Genomic DNA, 20,389 nt, shown 5'->3' on the forward strand with positions numbered 1-20,389 from the left:
AAACGGAACCAAGTTGGTCAGTGCAGCTTCACATGAGGCTCAACCCGCCGGGTCAGCAGACGCCCGGCTGCCGCCATCGATGTCCGGCATACACCATGCAGGGCCATCTTGTGTTTGCCGTACAAAAACAGGTACATCAGCCGTGCAAACTGCCCCTGCACAAACAGACTCTTTCTGGACAGCGAGCTCATCAGGCTGCCCACTGTACTGTATTTGCCCAGGGAGATCAGGGACCCGAAATCGGTATACACAAAGGGTTGCAGCGGCTTGCCCTGCATCAGGCGCACAAAATTCTGTTCCATGTGTCTGGCCTGCTGGTTGGCAGCCTGCGCTCTGGGAGGCACCCAACCGGTGCCGTTCGGGCACGCGGCACTATCACCCAGCACAAAAATGTCTTCATCTTTTGTGGTCTGCAAGGCAGGGGTTACCAGTAGCTGGTTGATGCGATTCACCTCCAGGCCATCCAGCTCGGCCAGAAATGCCGGCGCCTTCACCCCGGCCGCCCACACCACCAGCTCCGACGGTACCTGCTTGCCGCTTGCCGTTTCCACCAAGGTACGGGTCACACGCGTCACGCGCTCACCGGTCAGTATCTCGACATTCATCTTGTGCAGCAGCTTCATGGCATTGGCGGAAAGCGCCGGCGGCAGGGCTGGCAGCACACGCTCGCCAGCCTCGATGATGGTCAGCTTGATATCCTGGTCCGGATTGATCGACTCACGGCCATATGCCACCAGTTCTCTGGTGGTATTACGCAACTCTGCTGCCAGTTCCACACCCGTGGCGCCCGCCCCGATAATGGTTACATGGAGCTGTTCCGGCCGCATCGGGTCGGTCTGCAGGCTGGCGCGGACACAGGCGTTTACCAGCCGGTGATGAAACAGAGAAGCTTGCGCCGGTGTATTAAGGCTAATCGCATGTTCCTTGACGCCTTCGGTCCCGAAATCATTGGTAAGGCTGCCAACGGCAATCACCAGCGTGTCATAGGCGATATCCCGTCTCGGGACCAGGACATCCCCCTGTTCATCCAGCGTTGGTGCAACGCGGATGACTTTCTGCTGACGATCGATCCCGTCCATCTTGCCCAGACAAAACCGGAATCCGTGCCATCGTGCTTGCGCCAGATAATCCAGCCCTTCCTTGTCCGGGTTCAGGCTGCCAGCCGCAATTTCATGCAGCAGTGGCTTCCAGATATGTGTTCTGGACTGGTCCACCAGCGTCACTTCCACCTGATTTTTGCGTTTGAAACGATTACCCAGACGGGTCGCCAGTGCCAGCCCGCCAGCACCGCCGCCGACAATCACGACCCGATGCGTTTTGGTATTTGCAGACATACGGTCTTTACTCCTTGGATTTACACAATCTTTTGCCTGGGCATTGCATCTGGCTCGTCATTAGCATATCGACATCTACACATGACAGGCAGATGACAAATATTTGAAAACATTCCGTAAATGCACTATCTTTTAGACATGGAAGACAGCACAAACCGGCAACATCAGCAGTAACCCTTGTTTTTACTGAATTCTACGGTTTAGCACCTGTGAAGCAAGCGATAAAAAATCAGCATATTGTGAACAAAAGGAATACATATGCGCCGCAAGATCCCCAGCATAGAATCCCTGACGGCCTTTGAAGCCGCGGCCAAGCACCAGAGTTTTACCCGTGCAGCCGAAGAGCTTTCCCTGACGCAAAGTGCGATCTGCAAGCAAATCGCCAGTCTGGAAGCATTTCTGGGTGTGGATCTGTTTAGCCGCGCCAAACGGCGGGTATCACTAACCGAGGCAGGCAAGGTGTATGCAAAGCAGGTGCAAGAAGATCTGGACCGGATAGAACGCAATGCGCTATCCATCATGGCGCACGAAGGGGTGGGCGGTATTCTGGAGCTGGCCGCCATCCCGACCTTTACCACGCGCTGGCTGATACCAAGGTTACCGTTGTTTTATGCGGCGCACCCGGATATCACGCTAAACATCACCACCAAGGCTGAGCCTTTTCTGTTTACCGATACGCCGTTTGATGCGGCCATCCATTTCGGGACAGACATCTGGCCGGGCGCCAGGGCCGAATACCTGTTCGGGGAAGAAACGGTGCCCGTATGCAGCCCGAAGCTGTTGGACACCCAGCAATGCAACGACATTACGGATCTGGCCAAGCTGACGCTTTTGCATCAGTCGGCCCGACATGATGCCTGGCGGAAATGGTTCAATGCGGCCGGTTACCCGCATCAGAATGCCATGGTCGGACCCAGGTTCGAATTGTTCTCTATGCTGGTAGAAGCCGCCAAGGCAAAACTCGGCGTGGCGCTTGTACCGCGGTTTCTGGTACAGGAAGAATTATCGACAGGTGTGCTGGTGATTCCGTTTAATCTGTCGCTGAAGACAGACATGGGCTACTACCTGGTGTATCCGGATAACAATGCAAACAACACGGCTCTACAGAAGTTCAGCGAATGGCTGCTGGCGCAAGCCCGGGAATACGAAAGGCAAATGGCCAATAACCTTTAGATCTGGCCGGTTTGCCGCTCAATATGTGGCAACGAATGAAGACTAACGCGGCATCTCCGCCGGTAAAGGCTTGCCTTTTGGCCATAGCACCCAATACTTGAGCGGCTGGCGCATCCTGCCTGCCAGCTGGCCAGCGGCATCCCCGAGGCCGGTAAACAGGTCGGCCCTCACCGCGCCACGGATGGCGCCACCGGTATCCTGCGCCATCACCAGCCGCCGTGCCGCCTGAGTTGAATCTGGCAACTGAGTCTCCAGCAGCACCGGCGCGCCCAGCGGCACGCTCCGCGTATCCACGGCAATGCTGTACCCTTCTGTCAACGGCACATTCAGGCTGCCAATCGGGCCTTCATTGCTGTCCGGCAATTGGCGGAAAAACACATAACTCGGGTTCACGTTCAACAGGCCTTGCAAGCGGCTCGGGTTACGCTTGGCCCAGGCCTGAATGCCTTGCATCGAGGCCTGATCCAGCGTCAGCTCCCCCCGGCGAATCAGCTCTCGCCCGATAGACTGGTATGGGTAACCATTCTGGTCGGCATACCCCAAGCGGACTTGCCTGCCATCTGCCAGCCTGATCCGACCCGATCCTTGCACTTGCAAGAAAAACAGCGCCACCGGGTCATCTACCCAGGCCAGTACCGGCGTATCTGCTGGCAGCTTTCCGGCCTCTATGGCCTCTCTCGACCAGTAGGGCAACACCCGCTTACCCTCAACCCGACCGCGTACACGGCTTCCTTTGAGCTCCGGATACAACGCAGACATATCCAGCGTCAGCAAATCGGCAGGTACGCCATAGACCGGATAATTGAAACGGGAAGTCCGGCTCAGACTGCCGGACAGATACGGCTCGTAGTAGCCGGTCAACATGCCGGACACATTACCGTCCGTTGTCGATACCTGATACACATCAAACTGACTTTGCCACCAGTTGACATCATTCAAGGCAGATTGATCGGCCTGACACAGAGCAGCCCACTGACTGTCTGCTGCCAGAACCCGGCACCCGGTCTGCCAAGCAGCACCGCTGCCTGCCATTTGCCAGCCAGATGGCACGTCAGACCATGCCACCCGCTTCCATTTGACATCGGGTACAGCCGGCTTGGCAGTGTCTTGTGACACCACGGGCGGCACCACCGCTACCGGTGTGGCAGGGCGTTGTGGGCCTGCACAGGCCGCCAGCAACAACGCGGCAACCGTTACGGCACTGACACGGAGTCTCCGCATGAGACGGCCTCAGGCAAAGAATTGCTGTAGGGCAACGCCCGGGTCGGGCTGCCGCATGAACGCTTCGCCCACCAGAAAGGTATGCACGGCATTGTCGCGCATCAGCTTTACATCGGCGGGCTGCAAAATGCCGCTTTCAGTCACCACAATCCGGTCTGCAGGAATCCGGTCCAGCAGGTCCAGCGTCGTTTGCAGGGTAACGTCAAAGGTACGCAGGTTGCGGTTATTGATGCCCAGCAGCGGGGTTTTCAATTGCAAGGCACTGGTCAGCTCATCACCGTTGTGAACTTCCACCAGCACAGCCATACCCAGCTCAAACGCACGCGCTTCCAGTGTTTGCATCTCCGGCAAGGTCAACGCAGCCGCAATCAGCAAGATGCAGTCTGCCCCCATGGCACGCGCCTCATCGACCTGCCAGATATCAATCATGAAGTCTTTACGCAGCACAGGCAGCGTACATGCCGCCCGCGCGGCTTTCAGATAGGCCTCGTCGCCCTGAAAAAACTGACGGTCTGTCAGTACAGACAAACATGCCGCGCCGCCGCGCTCGTATTGGGCGGCAATTTCTTCGGGCACAAAATGTTCACGGATCAACCCCTTGCTGGGGCTGGCCTTCTTGATCTCGGCAATCACGGCCGACTGGCCGGCCGCATGTTTGGCACGGATTGCGCCGACAAAATCCCGGGCCGGTGGCGCAGCCTGCGCCCGCCGGGCCATCTCGGCATCAGACACCTGCTGTTTGCCAGCGGCGACTTCCTGCGCTTTTACATCCAGGATTTTTTTCAAAACATCAGAAGACATGTTCCCTACTCCAGCGGATGCCACCGCCTTTAAATAATCACAACTGCCCGTCCAAATTGGTCTGGCTTAGCCTAGGCGCTTGGTAAACTGCACAAATTCGTCCAGTTTGGCGCGCGCCGCACCGCTTTGCACCGCCTCACGGGCCAGCAGCACCCCGTCTTGCAATGACTTGGCTACGCCTGAAGACACCAGCGCTGCCCCCGCGTTGGCCAGCACAATGTCACGCGCCGGGATATCTGTCCCTTCCAGAGCGGCAATCAGTCTGGCTTTGGACTCTTCCGGATTAGAGACTCGGAATTGCTCCAGTTTGTACACTGGCAACCCAAGCATCTCCGGATGAATCACATATTCCTTGATCTGGCCATCCACCAGCTCGCCAACCAGCGATTCACCGGTCAGGGTAATTTCATCCAGGCCAATGGTACTGCCGTCTTGCGGGCGGCCATGCACAACCAGTACATGGTCACTGCCCAGGCGCTGCAATACCCGTACCAGAATACCCACCAGATCCGGGTGAAATACGCCCAGCAGCTGGTTTTTTGCCCCGGCCGGGTTGGTCAGCGGTCCCAGAATATTGAAGAGTGTCCGCACCCCCAGCTCTTTGCGCACCGGTGCCGCATGCTTCATGGCACTGTGGTGGTTCGGCGCAAACATGAACCCGATACCGGTGGCGTCAATACATTCGGCTACTTGTGCCGGGGTCAACGACAGATTTACACCCAGCGACTCCAGTACATCGGCACTGCCGGAGCTGGACGACACCGACCGGCCACCATGCTTGGCCACGCGTGCCCCCGCGGCTGTCGCGACAAACATGCTGGCCGTCGAAATATTAAAGGTATGCGAGGCATCTCCGCCGGTACCAACAATATCCACCAGACGGTCGTGATTGGCGACGTCAACCTTGGTCGCAAACTCGCGCATGACCTGAGCGGCAGCCGTAATCTCGCCCACCGTTTCTTTTTTGACCCGCAGACCGATAATCAACCCAGCCATGACGGTAGGGGACATTTCACCCTGCATGATCATGCGCATCAGGTGCAGCATTTCATCGTGGAAGATTTCCCGGTTTTCAATCACGCGGACCAGGGCTTCTTGTGGGGTAATCATGTGTTTCTCCTATTGATCAGCAACGCCGTTGCCCATCATTTGCATGTGTCAGGCTCAGGCGACGCCGTCCAGGAAATTCTTCAGCATGGCATGGCCGCACTCGGTCAGAATCGACTCCGGGTGGAACTGTACGCCATGGATGTTCAGGGTCTTGTGACGCACCCCCATGATTTCGCCGTCTTCGGTCCAGGCCGTCACTTCCAAACAATCTGGCAGGGTTTCGCGTTCGATCACCAGCGAGTGATAGCGGGTGCATGTCACCGGGTTTGGCAGGCCGGTAAAGACACTGATATTGGCATGCGATACCGGCGAGGTCTTGCCGTGCATCAGCTGTTTGGCGTGGATGATGTTGCCACCAAATGCCTGGCCGATGGACTGGTGCCCAAGGCAAACACCCAGAATCGGAATTTCCCCGGCAAAACGCTTGATCGCCGGTACAGAAACCCCGGCTTCATTGGGAGTACACGGGCCGGGAGACACCACCAGATAATCCGGTTTTAGCGCGGCGATTTCTTCCAGCGTGATTTCATCATTGCGAAACACCTTAACGTCCTGTCCCAGCTCTCCCAGATACTGGACGATGTTGTAGGTAAAACTGTCGTAATTGTCGATCATCAATAACATGATTCATTCCTTTAATGTGTGCGTGGATACAAGCAGGGGTTGCAACAGGCGGCTTACTACAGCCGGTTGCCCCACAGGTTCAGACGCTCCACATCCAGTCCTTGCTGCACCATCTCTGCAGCACGCAGTACGGCACGGGCCTTGTTCAGGGTTTCTTGCCATTCGGATTCCGGCACGGAATCTGCCACAATACCGGCCCCCGCCTGCACATACAGGGTTTTGTCCTTGATCACGGCAGTCCGCAAGGCAATCGCCAGATCCATGTCGCCAGAGAATCCCAGATACCCGACAGCGCCAGAATAAATACCGCGTGCTACCGGTTCCAGTTCGTTGATGATTTCCAGCGCCCGCACCTTCGGTGCGCCAGACACCGTACCGGCCGGGAAGGTGGCTTTCAGCACGTCCATATTGCCGACACCTTCTTTCAGACGACCTTCCACACTCGACACAATATGCATCACGTGCGAATAACGCTCTACCACCATCTTGTCGGTCAGCTTGACGCTGCCAATATCGGCAATGCGGCCCACGTCATTACGGCCGAGGTCGATCAGCATCAGGTGTTCGGCACACTCTTTCGGGTCTGCCAACAACTCTTGTTCCAACTGCAGGTCATGTTCGTGGTTCTTGCCGCGCGGACGGGTACCCGCAATTGGTCGCACCAGGACGCTATCCCCTTCCCTGCGCACCAGAATTTCCGGCGATGCGCCCACGATATGGAAATCTCCCATATCGTAGTAGAACATGTAAGGAGAAGGGTTCAGAGAGCGCAACGCGCGATACAGCGACAGCGGATTTTCCGGGAACGGCATGTCCATGCGTTGTGCCAGCACGACTTGCATGGCATCGCCATCAAAGATGTAACGCTTGGCAGCATTGACAGCATCCTTGAAGGCGGCTTCACCAAACGAGGACGTTGCCTGCTGCACGGACGTTTTGCCCTGCAACGGCAAAGCAGCCGGCTCACGCAGCATCAGCGCCAGTTCGGTCAGGCGAACCAGCGCCATATCATAGCTGTTAGGGATGTTCGGGTCGGCATAAACGACCAGATGCAGCTTGCCGGTCAGGTTATCAACAACCGCCAGCTGCTCGGATTGCAGCAGCAAAATGTCAGGTGTGCCGAGATGGCCGGGCTTGTTGATCTCCGCCAGGCGTTTTTCGCAATAACGGATGGTCTCATAACCGAAGTAACCAACCAGCCCCCCGTTAAAACGGGGCAATTCCGGTAGCGGCGCGGCATTGAAGCGTTGCTGGTAAGACTGGATAAAATCGAGCGGATCACCCTCAAACGATTCGACAATGTCGACACCGCGGTGAACGTCTACCTTGTTGGCATTGACGACCAGCCGGGTCTCGCACGGCAAGCCAATAAAGGAATAGCGGCCAAAACGCTCGCCCCCCACCACGGATTCCAGCAAATAGGAATACGGCTTATTGGCCAGCTTGAGATAAACGGAAAGCGGAGTATCCAAATCTGCCAGCAGTTCTACAGTGACAGGAATACGGTTGTAACCTTGGCGGGCAAGCGCCAAAAAAGCGTCGCGACTGAGCATGCGTAATCTCCAGAGAAAAAGTGTAAGTCAAAACAATGGGGGTGCGCTTACGCGTTCCGCCATCGCCATTCCAGCCACATTTCACTAGAGTAAAACGCCATGATGATTCAATCTGCCTTGAGAAATTTGAAATTTTCTGCGAAAAATCGGGTGAATCCGAGAATTTTTCTGCACTGCCAACTATTCTTGCCGATTTTAGAGGAAGACACAAGTCAAAAATGACTGCATTGCACCAATTTCACCCGGGCTTGCGCAAAGTTAATACGCAACCGGCTGTTCGCAGCAAAGACGCAGTCCACTTCAAGCGAACATCACTCTGGCAATAATTCAACCAGCGCATCACAGGTACTGATCACCCTGTCCGCCCCCAGCGCGGCCGCATTCTCTGCATAACCATAATCCACCACCCAAACCGGGCACCCGGCCGCGCGGGCACTCTTCACATCATTTTCCGAGTCCCCGACCATCAGCAAAGTATGCGGAGATACCCCGAGGACCTCGGCGGTATACAACAAGGGCATCGGATGCGGTTTTTTCTCTGGCAGGGTATCGCCGCCGATGATCAACTCAAAATATGGATCAAGCGCCAGCACATCCAGCAACGGTTCCGTGAAATGCAGCGGCTTGTTGGTGACGCACGCCAGTTTCAGGCCTTGACGTCGCAAGGCTGCCAGCGTTTCTGCCACCCCGGCATAAGGCAAGGTATGCCGCGACAAATGGGTACGATAAATTTCCTTGAAAAGCGTGTTACCTTGGCGTTGCAAGACACTATCATCCGGCTCGGCCGATTTATCATCGGCCAGTACCCTGGCGATCAGCGACGCCGCGCCATCGCCGACAAAGCTCTCGACACGGGACTCAGACAAGGCAGGCAGACCCAGCGCCTTTCTGACCTCGTTGGCAGAAAATGCCAGATCCTTGATGGAATCCACCAGCGTACCATCCAGATCAAACGCAACAGCCTTGATATCCATCATCAACAGGTTTCAACTCAAGTTAGAAATTAAGCACACAAATCCGAATGGCCAGGCCGCTTCCCGCCGACCACCTGATTCATAACAACACGCAATTGGCGTACGACCAGACAGGGTAGAGACGTCCCCTACCCCCACTGCCGCACATCTGTCACGTCACCATGCTGCATGCTATCTGACAACACATAATCCACCAGTTTTACCGCCACCTGAGCCGGGGCAGACAACAGGCCTTGATCATGCAAAGCGACAAAACGGTCCAGCAGCGGAAAGTCCTCTTCTGAGGCATGCCGGATTTCATCCTGCATGCCTGTATCCAGCACCCCTGGCGCCACAGACGCCATACGAAAACCCGGCAGCCCTTCTACGCCGGCAACCCGTACAAAGTGGTCCAGGCCGGCCTTACCGGCGCAATAGGCACCCCACCCCGGGTACGCCGAATGTGCCGCACCTGACGAAATGTTCAACACCCGGCAGGGCAAACCGGCTGCTTGCACACACTGCAACAAGGTGGATGTCAGCAACATGGGAGATACCAGATTGATCTGGATGGCAGCGGCGGTTTTTGCCAGATCCATCCGCTGGATCGGGGCAATCGGTTGAACCGAGCCTGCATTATTGATCAATACAACCTGATCAATGCCTGACCAGTCCAGCTGATGCAGCAGATCAGCGAGCAGACTGGCTGCACTTTCCGGCTGTGCCAGATCAACCACAACAGACTGCCAGCGAGGGTCTGCCACCGGTGTACGTGACAGGCCGATGACCCGGTCACCGCGGGCCTGCACGTATTCGGCCAATGCCAGACCCAAACCGCGCGAATGGCCAGTAATGAAAAAGAGATTCACCCTACCCCCTTGCCAGAGATCAGCGCTTGGCTACCTTGGCCAGTTCGGCACGCATGGCATCAATGGTTGCCTTGTAATCTTTGGTACCATAAATGGCAGAGCCTGCCACAAAGGTATCCGCGCCAGCGGCGGCAATTTCGGCAATATTGTCGACCTTTACGCCACCATCAATTTCCAGCCAGATTTCACGCCCGGTCCTGGCGGTGTATTCGTCGATTTTCTGACGTGCCTGACGCAGCTTGTTCAGCGCTTCGGGAATGAATTTCTGCCCGCCAAACCCCGGGTTCACGCTCATCAGCAACACCATGTCGAGCTTGTCCATCACGTGATCCATCAAGTGCAGCGGGGTAGCCGGGTTAAATACCAGGCCGGCCTTGCAGCCGTTTTCCTTGATCAATGCCAGCGACCGGTCGATATGTTCGCTCGCTTCCGGATGGAAGGTAATGATATTGGCCCCCGCCTTGGCGAAGGCCGGAATCAGGTTATCCACCGGTTTGACCATCAAATGCACGTCAATCAGCGCATCCGTCTCTGGGCGAATGGCTTCGCACATGATGGGGCCAAAGGTCAGGTTCGGGACATAGTGGTTATCCATCACGTCAAAGTGAATGATATCTGCCCCGGCGGCAATCACGTTCACCACTTCCTCGCCGAGACGGGCAAGATTGGCAGAAAGAATACTGGGGGCAATGCGGAAATCAGACATGATAAAAACCTGGATTCGGGAGGAAAGATGCCCGCATTTTACCCTGTGAGAGCAGGAAAAGCGACGTTTGGCGCATCCACTATTAACACCAGATATCTGTCTGTTTTTAACGCGGAAATTTACGGTTTCACGGTGTGATCTGTGGCATAATAACGGGTGATTTTATCCAGCCCCAGAGCCAAACTACATGCCTGTACAAGACGATTCCAAAGAATACGCCATTGAAGTCAGTGTTCGCCCCGTTTATATCGAAGAACAATCTGATCCGGCAGAAAACCGTTTTGTGTTTGCGTACTTCATCAAGATCCAGAATACCGGCACGATTGCCGCTAAACTGATCTCGCGCCACTGGATCATTACCGATGCCAACATGAAGGTTGAAGAAGTCAAAGGCCTGGGTGTGGTCGGCGAACAACCGCATCTGGAACCGGGTCAGGTATTTGAATACAACAGCGGCTGCATGCTGGAAACCGATGTCGGCACCATGGAAGGCAGCTACCAGATGGTGGCGGCAGACGGACATACCTTTGATGCCAGAATTCCCATGTTTACGCTGAGCATCCCGCGAACCTTGCACTAGGCACAGCACCATTACCCGGCCTGGCCCCGCTTTAACGGCGACGGCCAGGCCAGTTCCACCAGATCAGTGCGATGATCAACAGCAAGAAAATAATGGGCTCAAGATAGGCCAACTTGTTCTCCCGGGAACATTAACCGCACCATCCATTGACCAAATGGACAAACGGCAAACAGAAAAAAGACACATGCGAATCTCACATACCGGACCTGCACCCAAAAGACGCGACGACTGGCAGACCATCAAAACGCTGCTGCCTTACGTCTGGCAATACCGCATGCGCGTATTTGCGGCGCTGTCATTTCTGATTTTAGCCAAAATCGCCAACGTCGCGGTACCGTTGGTACTAAAAGAAGTTGTCGACTATTTTGAAGGCAAAGGAGCAGCAGTTGCCATTGCGGTGCCCATTGGGGCAATTGCACTGTACGGCTTGCTCCGGTTTGCGGCCAGCAGCCTGGGTGAGTTGCGCGACGCCGTCTTTGCCAAGGTAACCCAGGGCGCCATTCGCCGGATTGCGTTGCAGGTATTCGAACATCTGCACCGCCTGAGTCTGAGATTCCATCTGGAGCGCCAAACCGGCGGCATGAGCAGGGACATCGAGCGCGGCACCAAGGGCATCTCCTTCCTGCTGAACTTCATGCTGTTCAACATCATCCCGACGCTGGTGGAGATTATCCTGGTCGCCGCCGTACTCCTGAAGAAGTACGACAAATGGTTTGCCATTGTCACCTTCGTATCACTGGCCATCTACATCGTCTTTACACTGGCGGTGACCGAATGGCGCATGGTGTTCCGCAGAACCATGAACGACATGGACTCAAAAGCCAACAACAAGGCTATTGATTCGCTGATCAACTACGAAACCGTCAAATATTTTGGCAACGAAAAATTTGAAGCCAGCCGCTACGACCGCAATCTGACCACATGGGAAACCGCCGCAGTCAAAAACCAGGTCTCGCTGGCCATGCTCAATGCCGGTCAGGCCAGCATTATTGCTGCTGCCGTCACGGTCCTGATGTGGCTGGCCGCCAATGGCGTGGCAACCCACAAGATGTCGGTGGGGGATCTGGTACTCGTCAATGCCTTCATGCTGCAACTGTACATCCCGCTCAATTTTCTGGGGTTTGTGTATCGGGAAATCAAGCACTCGCTGGCCGACATGGAAAAAATGTTTGACCTTCTGAAGATCAATACCGAAGTCAAAGATGCCGCAGACGCCAAGACACTGGATGCCCGCAGCGCTGAAGTGACGTTTGATCAGGTTGATTTTCATTACGATGCCAAGCGCAGCATCCTGAAACAAGTCAGTTTCAGCATTCCCGCAGGCCATACCGTGGCCGTGGTAGGGACCAGTGGTGCCGGCAAGTCCACTCTCGCCCGTTTGCTGTTCCGTTTTTATGATGTCACCGGCGGGGCGGTCCGGGTCAACGGAACCGATATCCGTGCGTTAAGTCAGGAGAGCTTGCGTAAGCATATCGGGATCGTGCCGCAAGACACCGTGCTCTTTAACGACAGTATTTACTACAACATTGCCTATGGCAGACCGGATGCCAGCGAAGAAGAAGTGATTGAAGCCGCCAAAGCCGCTCACATTCACGAATTCGTGCTGACCCTGCCAGATGGCTATAAAACAACAGTGGGCGAGCGCGGCTTAAAACTGTCGGGTGGCGAAAAACAGCGCGTTGCCATCGCGCGAACCATCCTGAAAAACCCGCCGATTCTGGTGCTGGACGAGGCCACATCGGCACTGGACACGCGAACTGAACAGGCGATTCAGTTAGAACTGCAACAGATCACGAATAACCGTACCACCTTGATTGTAGCGCACCGCCTGTCCACCATCGTCCATGCCAATGAAATACTGGTCATGGAGCATGGTGCCATTGTCGAGCGCGGCAGTCACAAAGACCTGCTGAACCAGCAAGGTGTATATCACCGCATGTGGTCCCTGCAGCAGCAGGATAGCAGCCAGGACGAGAGTTGATAATTTACATAATAATGCTTGTGTAAATATATAATTTTGTTTAACTTTATCTAAAAGTAGCCTATCCTTTGGGAAAAGGCTGGTTAACATTGTTTAACCTTTTAAAAAAGATAGTAAATTAGTTGATTCCAGCATGAAAATTCGCACACTTTCTTTTAAGCCCCTGTTGGGCACCGTTAGCTGTCTGATCCTGAGCTGCGTAATCAGCACTCAGGCAGATGCCCGTGACAAGTAAAGAACAGAGCAAGGCAGTCGCACAGCACAAAAAACATGCTGCAACTGCCAAGGCAAGTCCTGTAAAGGCCCAACCTCTTAAAGCACGCAACAAATCCCGCCAGGTGATTGTTGCCAAAGCGGCGACAAGCCATGTCGTCCTTCGCAAGGTCGCACCAGAAGCCGTTGTGCCTGCGGAAGTCTCTCTGACAGACATCAAGTCAAATGCCGTGATGGTCCAGCATGCAGATACCGGTGATGTGATTTTCGCCAAGAATGCCAGCACGCCTGTACCGATTGCATCACTGACCAAGCTGATGACAGCCGTTGTACTGCTGGATTCCAAGCTGGCGATGGACATGCCGCTGACGGTAGAAGCTGATGACGTAGACAATCTGCGCCATAGCACCTCGCATCTGCCAGTGGGTGTGACAGCAACCCGTCAGGATTTGTTGCGCCTTGCCCTGATGGCCTCTGAAAACCGTGCTGCAGCAGCTCTGGCACGCACTTACCCGGGCGGTACACCTGCCTTTGTTGCACGCATGAACCGCAAGGCCCAAAGCCTGGGCATGACCCACACGCATTATGAAGACTCCAGCGGTCTGGGCAACGGTAATTTCTCTACAGCCGAAGATCTGGCAAAACTGGTCGCCGCCGCTTCCAGCTACCCGCTGATTCGCGAATTCTCTACCACCGACACCTACCTGTTCAATCCGCTGGCAGGTGGCCGTCCAAGACAGTTTGGCAACACCAACCCGCTGGTCAAGAATGGCCAATGGGACATTGATGTATCAAAAACCGGCTTTACCAATGAAGCCGGTAAATGCTTGGTGATGAAGGCACGAATTGCCAACGAACCGGTCGTGATTGTGCTACTGGATTCCACCGGCAAAATGACCCGTGTAGGCGATGCGCAGCGTGTTCGCAAATGGCTGGAAAACCACCCTGCCAACCTACACCGCGCAGCCATTGCACAAGCCAACCATCCACGTCCAACCACATAAACCATCGATACCTGACGTATCGTCAGGGTCAGACGTAAAAAAGCCCAGTATTTTATACTGGGCTTTTTTACGTCTATCGGTATCGGCCATGAACATATGTCTGCCAGCAGTTGAAACCACACAGGCCTCACCATTCGCGTTCTGCCTTGCCTCTGCCCGCCATTAGTCCCCTTCTAGCGGCAAACTCACCGTCACCAGCAGGCCATGCGGCACGGCATCTTGCAGCGTGACGGAGGCATGGTGCCGATGTGCAATTTCCTGAACAATGGCTAGCCCAAGGCCACAGCCACTCCCTGTCTGGGCGACACGGTAAAAACGCTCAAAGACCCGCACTTTGTCTTCTTCCGGAATGCCGGGGCCATCATCCTCAACCTGGATCGCAGCGAACTCACCATCACGGATCAGCCGGACCGTAATCGCCCCGCCCTTGCCCGTGTAGTGAATGGCATTGTCGATCAGGTTCATCAGCATTTCTCTAAGGAGTGCCGAATTACCCGCTGTCAGCATCGGCGGTACATCCGCCTCACATCCCAGATCAATACCGGCTTGCAGCGCCCGTGGCACCGCCTCGGCAGTGGTTTCCCTGACCAGTCGCGTCAGGTCAACTGGTGCCCTTAAGAGCGCCCTTTCCTGATCCGGCTCGGCCCTGGCCAGCGTCAGTAGCTGATTGACCAGATGAATGCTGCGGGTGGCACTGGTTTGCACCAACCGCAGGCGTTCACGCAGCTTGTTGACGTCTGTCTCCTCCATGGCCAGTTCAGTCTGCGACTTCAGGCCGGCCAGCGGGGTTCGCAACTGATGCGCGGCATCCCCAATGAAGCGCCTCTGGGAGGCTATGCTGTGGTTCACGGCCACCAGCAAGGCATTCAGCGCCTCCGCCAGCGAACGTACCTCGGCCGGTGCACTTTCCAGCTCGATGGGTGCCAGATCCCGTGCGTTGCGGTTTTCCACCAAGCGTCTCAGACGACGCAGCGGCGTCAAGCCACGACTGATCCCCCACCACACCAGCACACTGGTGGCGACCATCAGCAGCGACAGCGGCAATGCCGTGGCGTACAGGATTTCACGGGCCAGCTGCTCGCGGGCACTCACCCCTTTGGCCACCTGCACCAGCAGCAACTGGGGTTTTTCCGGCGCGCCATAATCTACATACAAGGCCGCCACCCGTACCGGAATGTGCCCCGCCAGCTGGCCATCATAGAAAAAAGGCTGGTTCCGGACAATAGGCTGGTCCGCAGGTACCGGCGGCAGATTGCGGTTACCCAGAATAAACTTGCCCGGTGGCGTGCTCGCCATATAGAACACCATATCGTCCGGATCTTCTTCCAGAATCTGTTGTGCGGCTCGCGGAAAATCAATGAAGAGGCCACCACCCAGCGGCTTTACCTGCCGGGCCAGTGCCTTGGATGATTGCCACAGGCTGTGGTCAATCGCGATATTGGCATAACGCAGCGCCACATGATAAGAAACGCCAGCCGCAGCCACCCACAACACCAACTGCGGCAACAATAGCCAGACCAGCAACTGCCGCCTGAGCGACAGACGCGCCGGCTTGCTTTTGTGCCGGTATGGCAGCTCGGGCAGCGACATTACGCGCCTTCCTCCTGACACTCCAGCAGATAGCCCAGCCCACGCACTGTACGGATATTGACCTTGCAAGGTTCCAGTTTCTTGCGCAAGCGGTGAATATACACCTCAATGGCATTCAGGCCGACATCGACCGTGCTGTCATCTGCCAGCTCACCGGCAATCTGTTCTTTGGTAACCACTTTGTCGCGCTGGGAGATCAGGATATCCAGTACCGCCAGTTCCCGGGCAGAGAGATCAAGCGGCACAGTATCGTACCAGACCCGTTGCGCAGCCCGGTCCAGCTTCAGTTTGCCCAGTTGCTGCACGGAAGGCGGCAAAATCTGGCTACGACGCAGCAACGCACGCAAGCGTGCTTCCAGTTCAGGGAATTCAAACGGCTTGGTCAGGTAGTCATCCGCCCCGGCATCCAGCCCGGCCACGCGGTTGTCCAGGCCATCCAGTGCGGTCAGCAAGACAATCGGGATGGAGGGTTTGAGCATCCGCACCCGCCGCAGCAAGGTCAGGCCATCTACGGTCGGCAAGCCAATATCCAGAATGGCCACTTCATAGTCGCCATTGACCATGCGCCGCTCTGCCACGCCACCGTCTGTCTCCCAGTCCACCTCGAAACCGCTCTTGGTCAAACCGGTGACCAGAGCATCAGCCAGAATGGGGTCATCTTCTGCTAAGAACAGGCGCATGGGTGCATCAACCTAAGAAATGATGAAAATAGTATATTGGTTTTACCGCAAGACACGGCCAAGCGCAAGCCAGGCTCGATATGAAAAAAGCCGTGTGGCATGACCACACGGCTTTTATATTCTGGTGGGGGATGAGAGACTCGAACTCTCACACCTCGCGGCGCTGGAACCTAAATCCAGTGCGTCTACCAATTCCGCCAACCCCCCGATGCCTGTTTTGTTGCCAAATCAAGCGAGAACGAGATAATGCCACAAAGCCCGGGGGGAGACAAGCCAATTTTCCTGAAAATGCAAAAAATAGCGGCCGATGGCAATCAAGCCTGAAACCCGGCCACATGCTGGCTCAAGTGACTGCGCAAAGCCGTTTCATCCTGTTCATTGCATACGTCTTCCAGTGCCTTCATGGCCTGCTCAAGATCCTGCTGGTTCCAGGCAGGTTCATTGGCTTTCATGATACGTGGGTGTGCTGTAGCGGTGGCATCATCATCCACCAGCAATTCTTCATACAGCTTTTCACCCGGCCGCAACCCGGTATGGGCGATTTCGATGTCCCCATTGGGATGAGCGGTATCACGGACTTCCAGCCCGGACAAATGCACCATTTTCCGAGCCAGATCCATGATGCGCACCGGTTCTCCCATGTCCAGCAGGAACACCTCGCCACCATCCGCCATTGCACCCGCCTGTATCACCAACTGGGCCGCCTCCGGAATGGTCATGAAATAACGGGTAATGTCCGGATGTGTCAGGGTGATCGGCCCGCCTTTGCGGATCTGCTCTTTGAACAAGGGCACCACCGAGCCACTGGAACCCAGTACATTGCCAAACCGGACCATGCTGAACACGGTTTTTTGCCCGGGAATGCTGGCCAGTGCCTGCAAGGATAATTCTGCCATCCGCTTGCTGGCACCCATGACGTTGGTGGGGCGAACCGCCTTGTCGGTCGAGATCAGAATAAAGCGTTTGACCCCGGCGGCCTGAGCAGCCAGCGCGGTATTCAGCGTGCCAAAGAAGTTGTTGCGAAACCCTTCGAACGGGTTGGCTTCGACAATGGGTACATGCTTGTACGCGGCCGCGTGGAACAGGGTATCGACCGAGTATTGTTCGCAAATACGGGTCACACGCGCTTTATCAGTCACGGAGCCAAGGAGCGCATGAATCTCGACTGGCTGGGCACGGTGGTGCTCCATGCTGCGCAATTCCTGATCAATCCGGTACAAGGCAAACTCGGTCAGCTCCAGCAGCACCAGCACTTTGGGGCGCTGCATCAGAATCTGTCGGCAAAGCTCGGAGCCAATGGAACCGCCAGCGCCAGTGACCATCACCACCTTGTCTGTCAGGTTGGCCTGCATCAAGGCCGCGATCGGTTCTACCACTTCGCGGCCCAGCAGTTCTTCGATCGTCACTTCTCGAATGTCCGACAGGCCGACCTTGCCTTCTACCATGTCCTTCATGTCCGGCACGGTTTTCAGCTGGACGTGCAAGGGTTCGAACAGATTCAGGATATCGCGCTTTTTGGCACGGGAAATCGAAGGAATGGCCAGCAGCACCTGTTGCACGCCCATCTCTTCGATGATTTGCGGCGCGTTTTGCGGGTCACATACCCGTACGCCGGCGATGATATGCCCGTGCAACTGTCGGTCGTGGTCAAAAAACACCACCGGCTGATAATGACGGTCAGCTTCCAGCGCCATGGCCAGTTGCGAGCCCGCACGCCCGGCGCCGAAAATGGCCACCGGCACCCGGTCCAGGCGCTGGTTTTCCAGGGTGCGCAACAGTCCGCGTGCCAGATAACGGGTCGCGCCGATATAGACCATGGCAATGATCCAGTAGATGACGAGCGCACTGCGCGGCATGTGCTCGAAACGCCCAAACGCCACCACGGCCACCAGCAACAATACCGACAACGTCACGCCGCTGAACACGGTGATCATGACTTTTTCGTCCATATAGCGGACGACGGCACGGTAAAGCCCCATCTTGATGAAGACGGGGATGGCTACTAGTGGGGCAATCGGTAGCAGGGGCCAGTATTGATGCAAATCATGCGGCCATCCACCAAAACGCAGGATGATGCCCGTCAGCAAGGCCAGTGGCAGCAAGATGGCGTCCATCGCCACTAGAAACCACAGGCGCTGGGATCGGCTTAATCGGTCAAAATAGGGATGCATCCGTAAACTCTACCTAACTCCACAATCAAAAGGGGGCCATTTCAAATTGGCACTCGGCATGGTCATCGCAAAATCGCCAGGACTGTCTTGAATATCAGCACGATATCCAGTCCCAGACTCTGCCTGGCCACATACTGGCAATTCAGCGCCAGTTTGGCCGGCATGACTTCTTCAATATAAGTTTTCTCGGGGTTGGCAGATGCGCCAAGCAGCGCATTTTCATGCCGGTATTCAATACTGGCGAGATCGGTAATCCCCGGGCGTACTGACAACACCTGCCGCTTGATGTCCTCAGGATATAGCGCCACATATCTGGGCACCTCCGGGCGCGGCCCGACCAGGCTCATCGTCCCTGCCAGCACGTCAATCAATTGCGGCAACTCATCGAGCTTGTAGTGGCGCAAAAACTGCCCGCTGCGGGTAATCCGATTATCCTGGCCCACCGTAATCTGCAGCCCGCTTCGCTCTGCGTCTACGCGCATGGTACGGAATTTATGGATACGAAATAGCTGGCCAAAACGCCCTACCCGTTCTTGCCGGAAAAACACCGGACCAGAAGAATCGTACTTGATCCAGAGCGCCACCAGCACAAACAGCGGCAACAGGCACAGTAGCCCGATGCCTGCCAGCAGAAGGTCAAACAGCCGTTTCAGCACGGTCAGTGCCCCAGAATCCGGCGTACCGTATCGATCACGCGCGTCTGGTCTTCTTCCGTCATGCGGGTATACAGCGGCAACGTGACTTCCTGCTCGAATGCGGCCTGTGCAACCGGGAACATCTCCGGCGTCAGCTGGTAGCCATCACGCCAGACCGGATGCAGATGCAGCGGAATGAAGTGCACCGATGTCCCGATGCCGGCCTCGGCCATTTTCTGGATGAATTCGTCGCGACTAACGGGGGCTTCTGCCGTCAAACGTACCGGGTACAAATGCCACGCATGCAGATCACCGGCATGGGCGGGTCTTGCAGGCAGCACCAGCGGCAGCCCTTGCAGCTCGGCATCAAAGCGCTTGGCCATGGCTTCGCGCTTTTCATGGAAGGCGGGGAGTCGTTTCAGCTGGTGGATGCCCATGGCTGCCGCAATATCCGGCATATTGTATTTGAAGCCGGGCGCGACCACTTCATAGAACCAGGCTGGGGTTTTGGAGACATAGCGATCAAAGGCATCCCGACTGATCCCGTGCAAACGCATGACCTTGCAACGGGCAATCAGGGCTTTGTGACGGGAAACCACCATGCCGCCTTCGCCGGTGGTCATGGTCTTGTTGGCATAGAAACTGAAGACGGTGATATCGGAGGCCAGCGTACCGATATTCGCCCCTTTGTAGGTCGTCGGCAGCGCATGTGCCGCATCTTCTACCACTTTAAGACCATGCTCTTTGGCGATAGCGAGGATGGCGTCCATGTCACAAGCCAGCCCGGCAAAATGCACCGGTACAATCGCCCGGGTTTTGTCGGTAATGGCGGCGCGAATGGCGGCGGGTGAAATGTTCATGGTCACCGGGTCAATATCCACACACACCGGATGTGCCCCCAGATAACGTACGACTTCCGCCGTGGCGGTGAAAGTATACGTTGGTACAATCACTTCGTCGCCGGCAGACACGCCGACGGCTTCCAGGGCCAGATGCAGGCCGGCGGTTGCCGAGTTGACCGCAATGGCTTCTACGTCCCCGCCGACAAAGGCGGCAAAATCCGCCTCGAACTGGCGGGTTTTCGGCCCGGTGGTCACCCAGCCAGAACGCAGGGCGTCGACAACTTCATTGATTTCATCCTCGCCAATTTCTGGCAAGGCAAACGGCAAGAATTTTTGTTCGCTCATAAGT

Annotated in this window: 18 protein-coding genes and 1 tRNA gene; 4 read left to right on the forward strand and 15 right to left on the reverse strand. The window is 55.9% G+C overall.

Annotation, left to right across the window (positions count from 1 at the left end; translation table 11 throughout):
- Positions 1–17: 17 nt before the first annotated feature.
- The gene (locus tag F552_RS0104595) at positions 18–1,334 is read right to left on the reverse strand and encodes an NAD(P)/FAD-dependent oxidoreductase (RefSeq protein WP_018150548.1); all 1,317 of its coding nucleotides are present in this window, start codon (positions 1,332–1,334) and stop codon (positions 18–20) included.
- A 258-nt stretch (positions 1,335–1,592) separates the two neighbouring features.
- Here F552_RS0104595 and gcvA point away from each other — a divergent pair, with 258 nt between their 5' ends.
- Complete coding sequence (gcvA, locus tag F552_RS0104600; RefSeq protein ID WP_018150549.1) at positions 1,593–2,507, forward strand: transcriptional regulator GcvA; 915 nt, start codon at positions 1,593–1,595, stop codon at positions 2,505–2,507.
- Between the two features lie 42 nt (positions 2,508–2,549).
- On the opposite strand, the gene mltA is transcribed toward gcvA, so the two are convergent.
- The 8 genes from mltA to rpe form a co-directional block, all read right to left on the reverse strand.
- A complete protein-coding gene (mltA, locus tag F552_RS0104605; RefSeq protein ID WP_018150550.1) occupies positions 2,550–3,728 on the reverse strand; it encodes a murein transglycosylase A in 1,179 nt (392 codons plus the stop codon).
- Positions 3,729–3,737: 9 nt separating this feature from the next.
- The gene (trpC, locus tag F552_RS0104610; protein ID WP_018150551.1) at positions 3,738–4,529 is read right to left on the reverse strand and encodes an indole-3-glycerol phosphate synthase TrpC; all 792 of its coding nucleotides are present in this window, start codon (positions 4,527–4,529) and stop codon (positions 3,738–3,740) included.
- 66 nt (positions 4,530–4,595) lie between these two features.
- The gene (gene trpD, locus F552_RS0104615) at positions 4,596–5,639 is read right to left on the reverse strand and encodes an anthranilate phosphoribosyltransferase (RefSeq protein ID WP_018150552.1); all 1,044 of its coding nucleotides are present in this window, start codon (positions 5,637–5,639) and stop codon (positions 4,596–4,598) included.
- A gap of 54 nt (positions 5,640–5,693) precedes the next feature.
- A complete protein-coding gene (locus tag F552_RS0104620; RefSeq protein WP_018150553.1) occupies positions 5,694–6,263 on the reverse strand; it encodes an aminodeoxychorismate/anthranilate synthase component II in 570 nt (189 codons plus the stop codon).
- A gap of 56 nt (positions 6,264–6,319) precedes the next feature.
- Complete coding sequence (gene trpE / locus F552_RS0104625; RefSeq protein ID WP_018150554.1) at positions 6,320–7,816, reverse strand: anthranilate synthase component I; 1,497 nt, start codon at positions 7,814–7,816, stop codon at positions 6,320–6,322.
- Between the two features lie 311 nt (positions 7,817–8,127).
- Entirely contained in the window at positions 8,128–8,793 is a 666-nt protein-coding gene (locus tag F552_RS0104630) for a phosphoglycolate phosphatase (RefSeq protein WP_018150555.1), read from the reverse strand.
- A 125-nt stretch (positions 8,794–8,918) separates the two neighbouring features.
- Positions 8,919–9,638 (reverse strand): SDR family NAD(P)-dependent oxidoreductase, encoded by a 720-nt coding sequence (locus F552_RS0104635; RefSeq protein WP_018150556.1) that lies wholly within the window; start codon positions 9,636–9,638, stop codon positions 8,919–8,921.
- A 19-nt stretch (positions 9,639–9,657) separates the two neighbouring features.
- Positions 9,658–10,344, reverse strand: a complete 687-nt coding sequence (gene rpe / locus F552_RS0104640) for a ribulose-phosphate 3-epimerase (protein WP_018150557.1) — start codon at positions 10,342–10,344, stop codon at positions 9,658–9,660.
- 187 nt (positions 10,345–10,531) lie between these two features.
- Between rpe and apaG the strand changes: the two genes are divergently transcribed.
- From apaG to F552_RS0104655, 3 genes are all read left to right on the forward strand, one after another.
- Complete coding sequence (gene apaG / locus F552_RS0104645; RefSeq protein WP_018150558.1) at positions 10,532–10,924, forward strand: Co2+/Mg2+ efflux facilitator ApaG/CorD; 393 nt, start codon at positions 10,532–10,534, stop codon at positions 10,922–10,924.
- A gap of 184 nt (positions 10,925–11,108) precedes the next feature.
- The gene (locus F552_RS0104650; protein WP_018150559.1) at positions 11,109–12,905 is read left to right on the forward strand and encodes an ABCB family ABC transporter ATP-binding protein/permease; all 1,797 of its coding nucleotides are present in this window, start codon (positions 11,109–11,111) and stop codon (positions 12,903–12,905) included.
- Positions 12,906–13,123: 218 nt separating this feature from the next.
- A complete protein-coding gene (locus F552_RS0104655; RefSeq protein ID WP_018150560.1) occupies positions 13,124–14,122 on the forward strand; it encodes a serine hydrolase in 999 nt (332 codons plus the stop codon).
- A 162-nt stretch (positions 14,123–14,284) separates the two neighbouring features.
- On the opposite strand, the gene F552_RS0104660 is transcribed toward F552_RS0104655, so the two are convergent.
- The 6 genes from F552_RS0104660 to F552_RS0104685 all read right to left on the reverse strand — a co-directional run bounded on the left by F552_RS0104660 (position 14,285) and on the right by F552_RS0104685 (position 20,385).
- On the reverse strand, positions 14,285–15,712 hold the full coding sequence (locus tag F552_RS0104660; protein WP_018150561.1) for a sensor histidine kinase: 1,428 nt from the start codon (positions 15,710–15,712) through the stop codon (positions 14,285–14,287).
- The gene (locus tag F552_RS0104665; RefSeq protein ID WP_018150562.1) at positions 15,712–16,392 is read right to left on the reverse strand and encodes a response regulator transcription factor; all 681 of its coding nucleotides are present in this window, start codon (positions 16,390–16,392) and stop codon (positions 15,712–15,714) included. The genes F552_RS0104660 and F552_RS0104665 overlap by 1 nt, the downstream gene beginning before the upstream one ends.
- A 122-nt stretch (positions 16,393–16,514) precedes the next feature.
- Positions 16,515–16,599 (reverse strand) — tRNA-Leu (locus F552_RS0104670).
- Positions 16,600–16,706: 107 nt separating this feature from the next.
- On the reverse strand, positions 16,707–18,563 hold the full coding sequence (locus F552_RS0104675) for a polysaccharide biosynthesis protein (RefSeq protein WP_033374732.1): 1,857 nt from the start codon (positions 18,561–18,563) through the stop codon (positions 16,707–16,709).
- A gap of 62 nt (positions 18,564–18,625) precedes the next feature.
- Complete coding sequence (locus tag F552_RS0104680) at positions 18,626–19,219, reverse strand: sugar transferase (RefSeq protein ID WP_018150564.1); 594 nt, start codon at positions 19,217–19,219, stop codon at positions 18,626–18,628.
- A gap of 2 nt (positions 19,220–19,221) precedes the next feature.
- Entirely contained in the window at positions 19,222–20,385 is a 1,164-nt protein-coding gene (locus tag F552_RS0104685) for a DegT/DnrJ/EryC1/StrS family aminotransferase (RefSeq protein WP_018150565.1), read from the reverse strand.
- Between the last annotated feature and the right edge of the window lie 4 nt (positions 20,386–20,389).

The sequence above is a fragment of the Leeia oryzae DSM 17879 genome (genome assembly GCF_000376945.1).
GTDB lineage: Bacteria > Pseudomonadota > Gammaproteobacteria > Burkholderiales > Leeiaceae > Leeia > Leeia oryzae.

Bases quoted from the DNA above. Each gene is read 5' to 3' on its own strand.
- F552_RS0104595 (WP_018150548.1), bottom strand. From the start codon at position 1,334: ATGTCTGCAAATACCAAAACGCATCGGGTCGTGATTGTCGGCGGCGGT.
- gcvA (WP_018150549.1), top strand. From the start codon at position 1,593: ATGCGCCGCAAGATCCCCAGCATAGAATCCCTGACGGCCTTTGAAGCC.
- mltA (WP_018150550.1), bottom strand. From the start codon at position 3,728: ATGCGGAGACTCCGTGTCAGTGCCGTAACGGTTGCCGCGTTGTTGCTG.
- trpC (WP_018150551.1), bottom strand. From the start codon at position 4,529: ATGTCTTCTGATGTTTTGAAAAAAATCCTGGATGTAAAAGCGCAGGAA.
- trpD (WP_018150552.1), bottom strand. From the start codon at position 5,639: ATGATTACCCCACAAGAAGCCCTGGTCCGCGTGATTGAAAACCGGGAA.
- F552_RS0104620 (WP_018150553.1), bottom strand. From the start codon at position 6,263: ATGTTATTGATGATCGACAATTACGACAGTTTTACCTACAACATCGTC.
- trpE (WP_018150554.1), bottom strand. From the start codon at position 7,816: ATGCTCAGTCGCGACGCTTTTTTGGCGCTTGCCCGCCAAGGTTACAAC.
- F552_RS0104630 (WP_018150555.1), bottom strand. From the start codon at position 8,793: ATGATGGATATCAAGGCTGTTGCGTTTGATCTGGATGGTACGCTGGTG.
- rpe (WP_018150557.1), bottom strand. From the start codon at position 10,344: ATGTCTGATTTCCGCATTGCCCCCAGTATTCTTTCTGCCAATCTTGCC.
- apaG (WP_018150558.1), top strand. From the start codon at position 10,532: ATGCCTGTACAAGACGATTCCAAAGAATACGCCATTGAAGTCAGTGTT.
- F552_RS0104650 (WP_018150559.1), top strand. From the start codon at position 11,109: ATGCGAATCTCACATACCGGACCTGCACCCAAAAGACGCGACGACTGG.
- F552_RS0104655 (WP_018150560.1), top strand. From the start codon at position 13,124: ATGCCCGTGACAAGTAAAGAACAGAGCAAGGCAGTCGCACAGCACAAA.
- F552_RS0104660 (WP_018150561.1), bottom strand. From the start codon at position 15,712: ATGTCGCTGCCCGAGCTGCCATACCGGCACAAAAGCAAGCCGGCGCGT.
- F552_RS0104665 (WP_018150562.1), bottom strand. From the start codon at position 16,392: ATGCGCCTGTTCTTAGCAGAAGATGACCCCATTCTGGCTGATGCTCTG.
- F552_RS0104675 (WP_033374732.1), bottom strand. From the start codon at position 18,563: ATGCATCCCTATTTTGACCGATTAAGCCGATCCCAGCGCCTGTGGTTT.
- F552_RS0104685 (WP_018150565.1), bottom strand. From the start codon at position 20,385: ATGAGCGAACAAAAATTCTTGCCGTTTGCCTTGCCAGAAATTGGCGAG.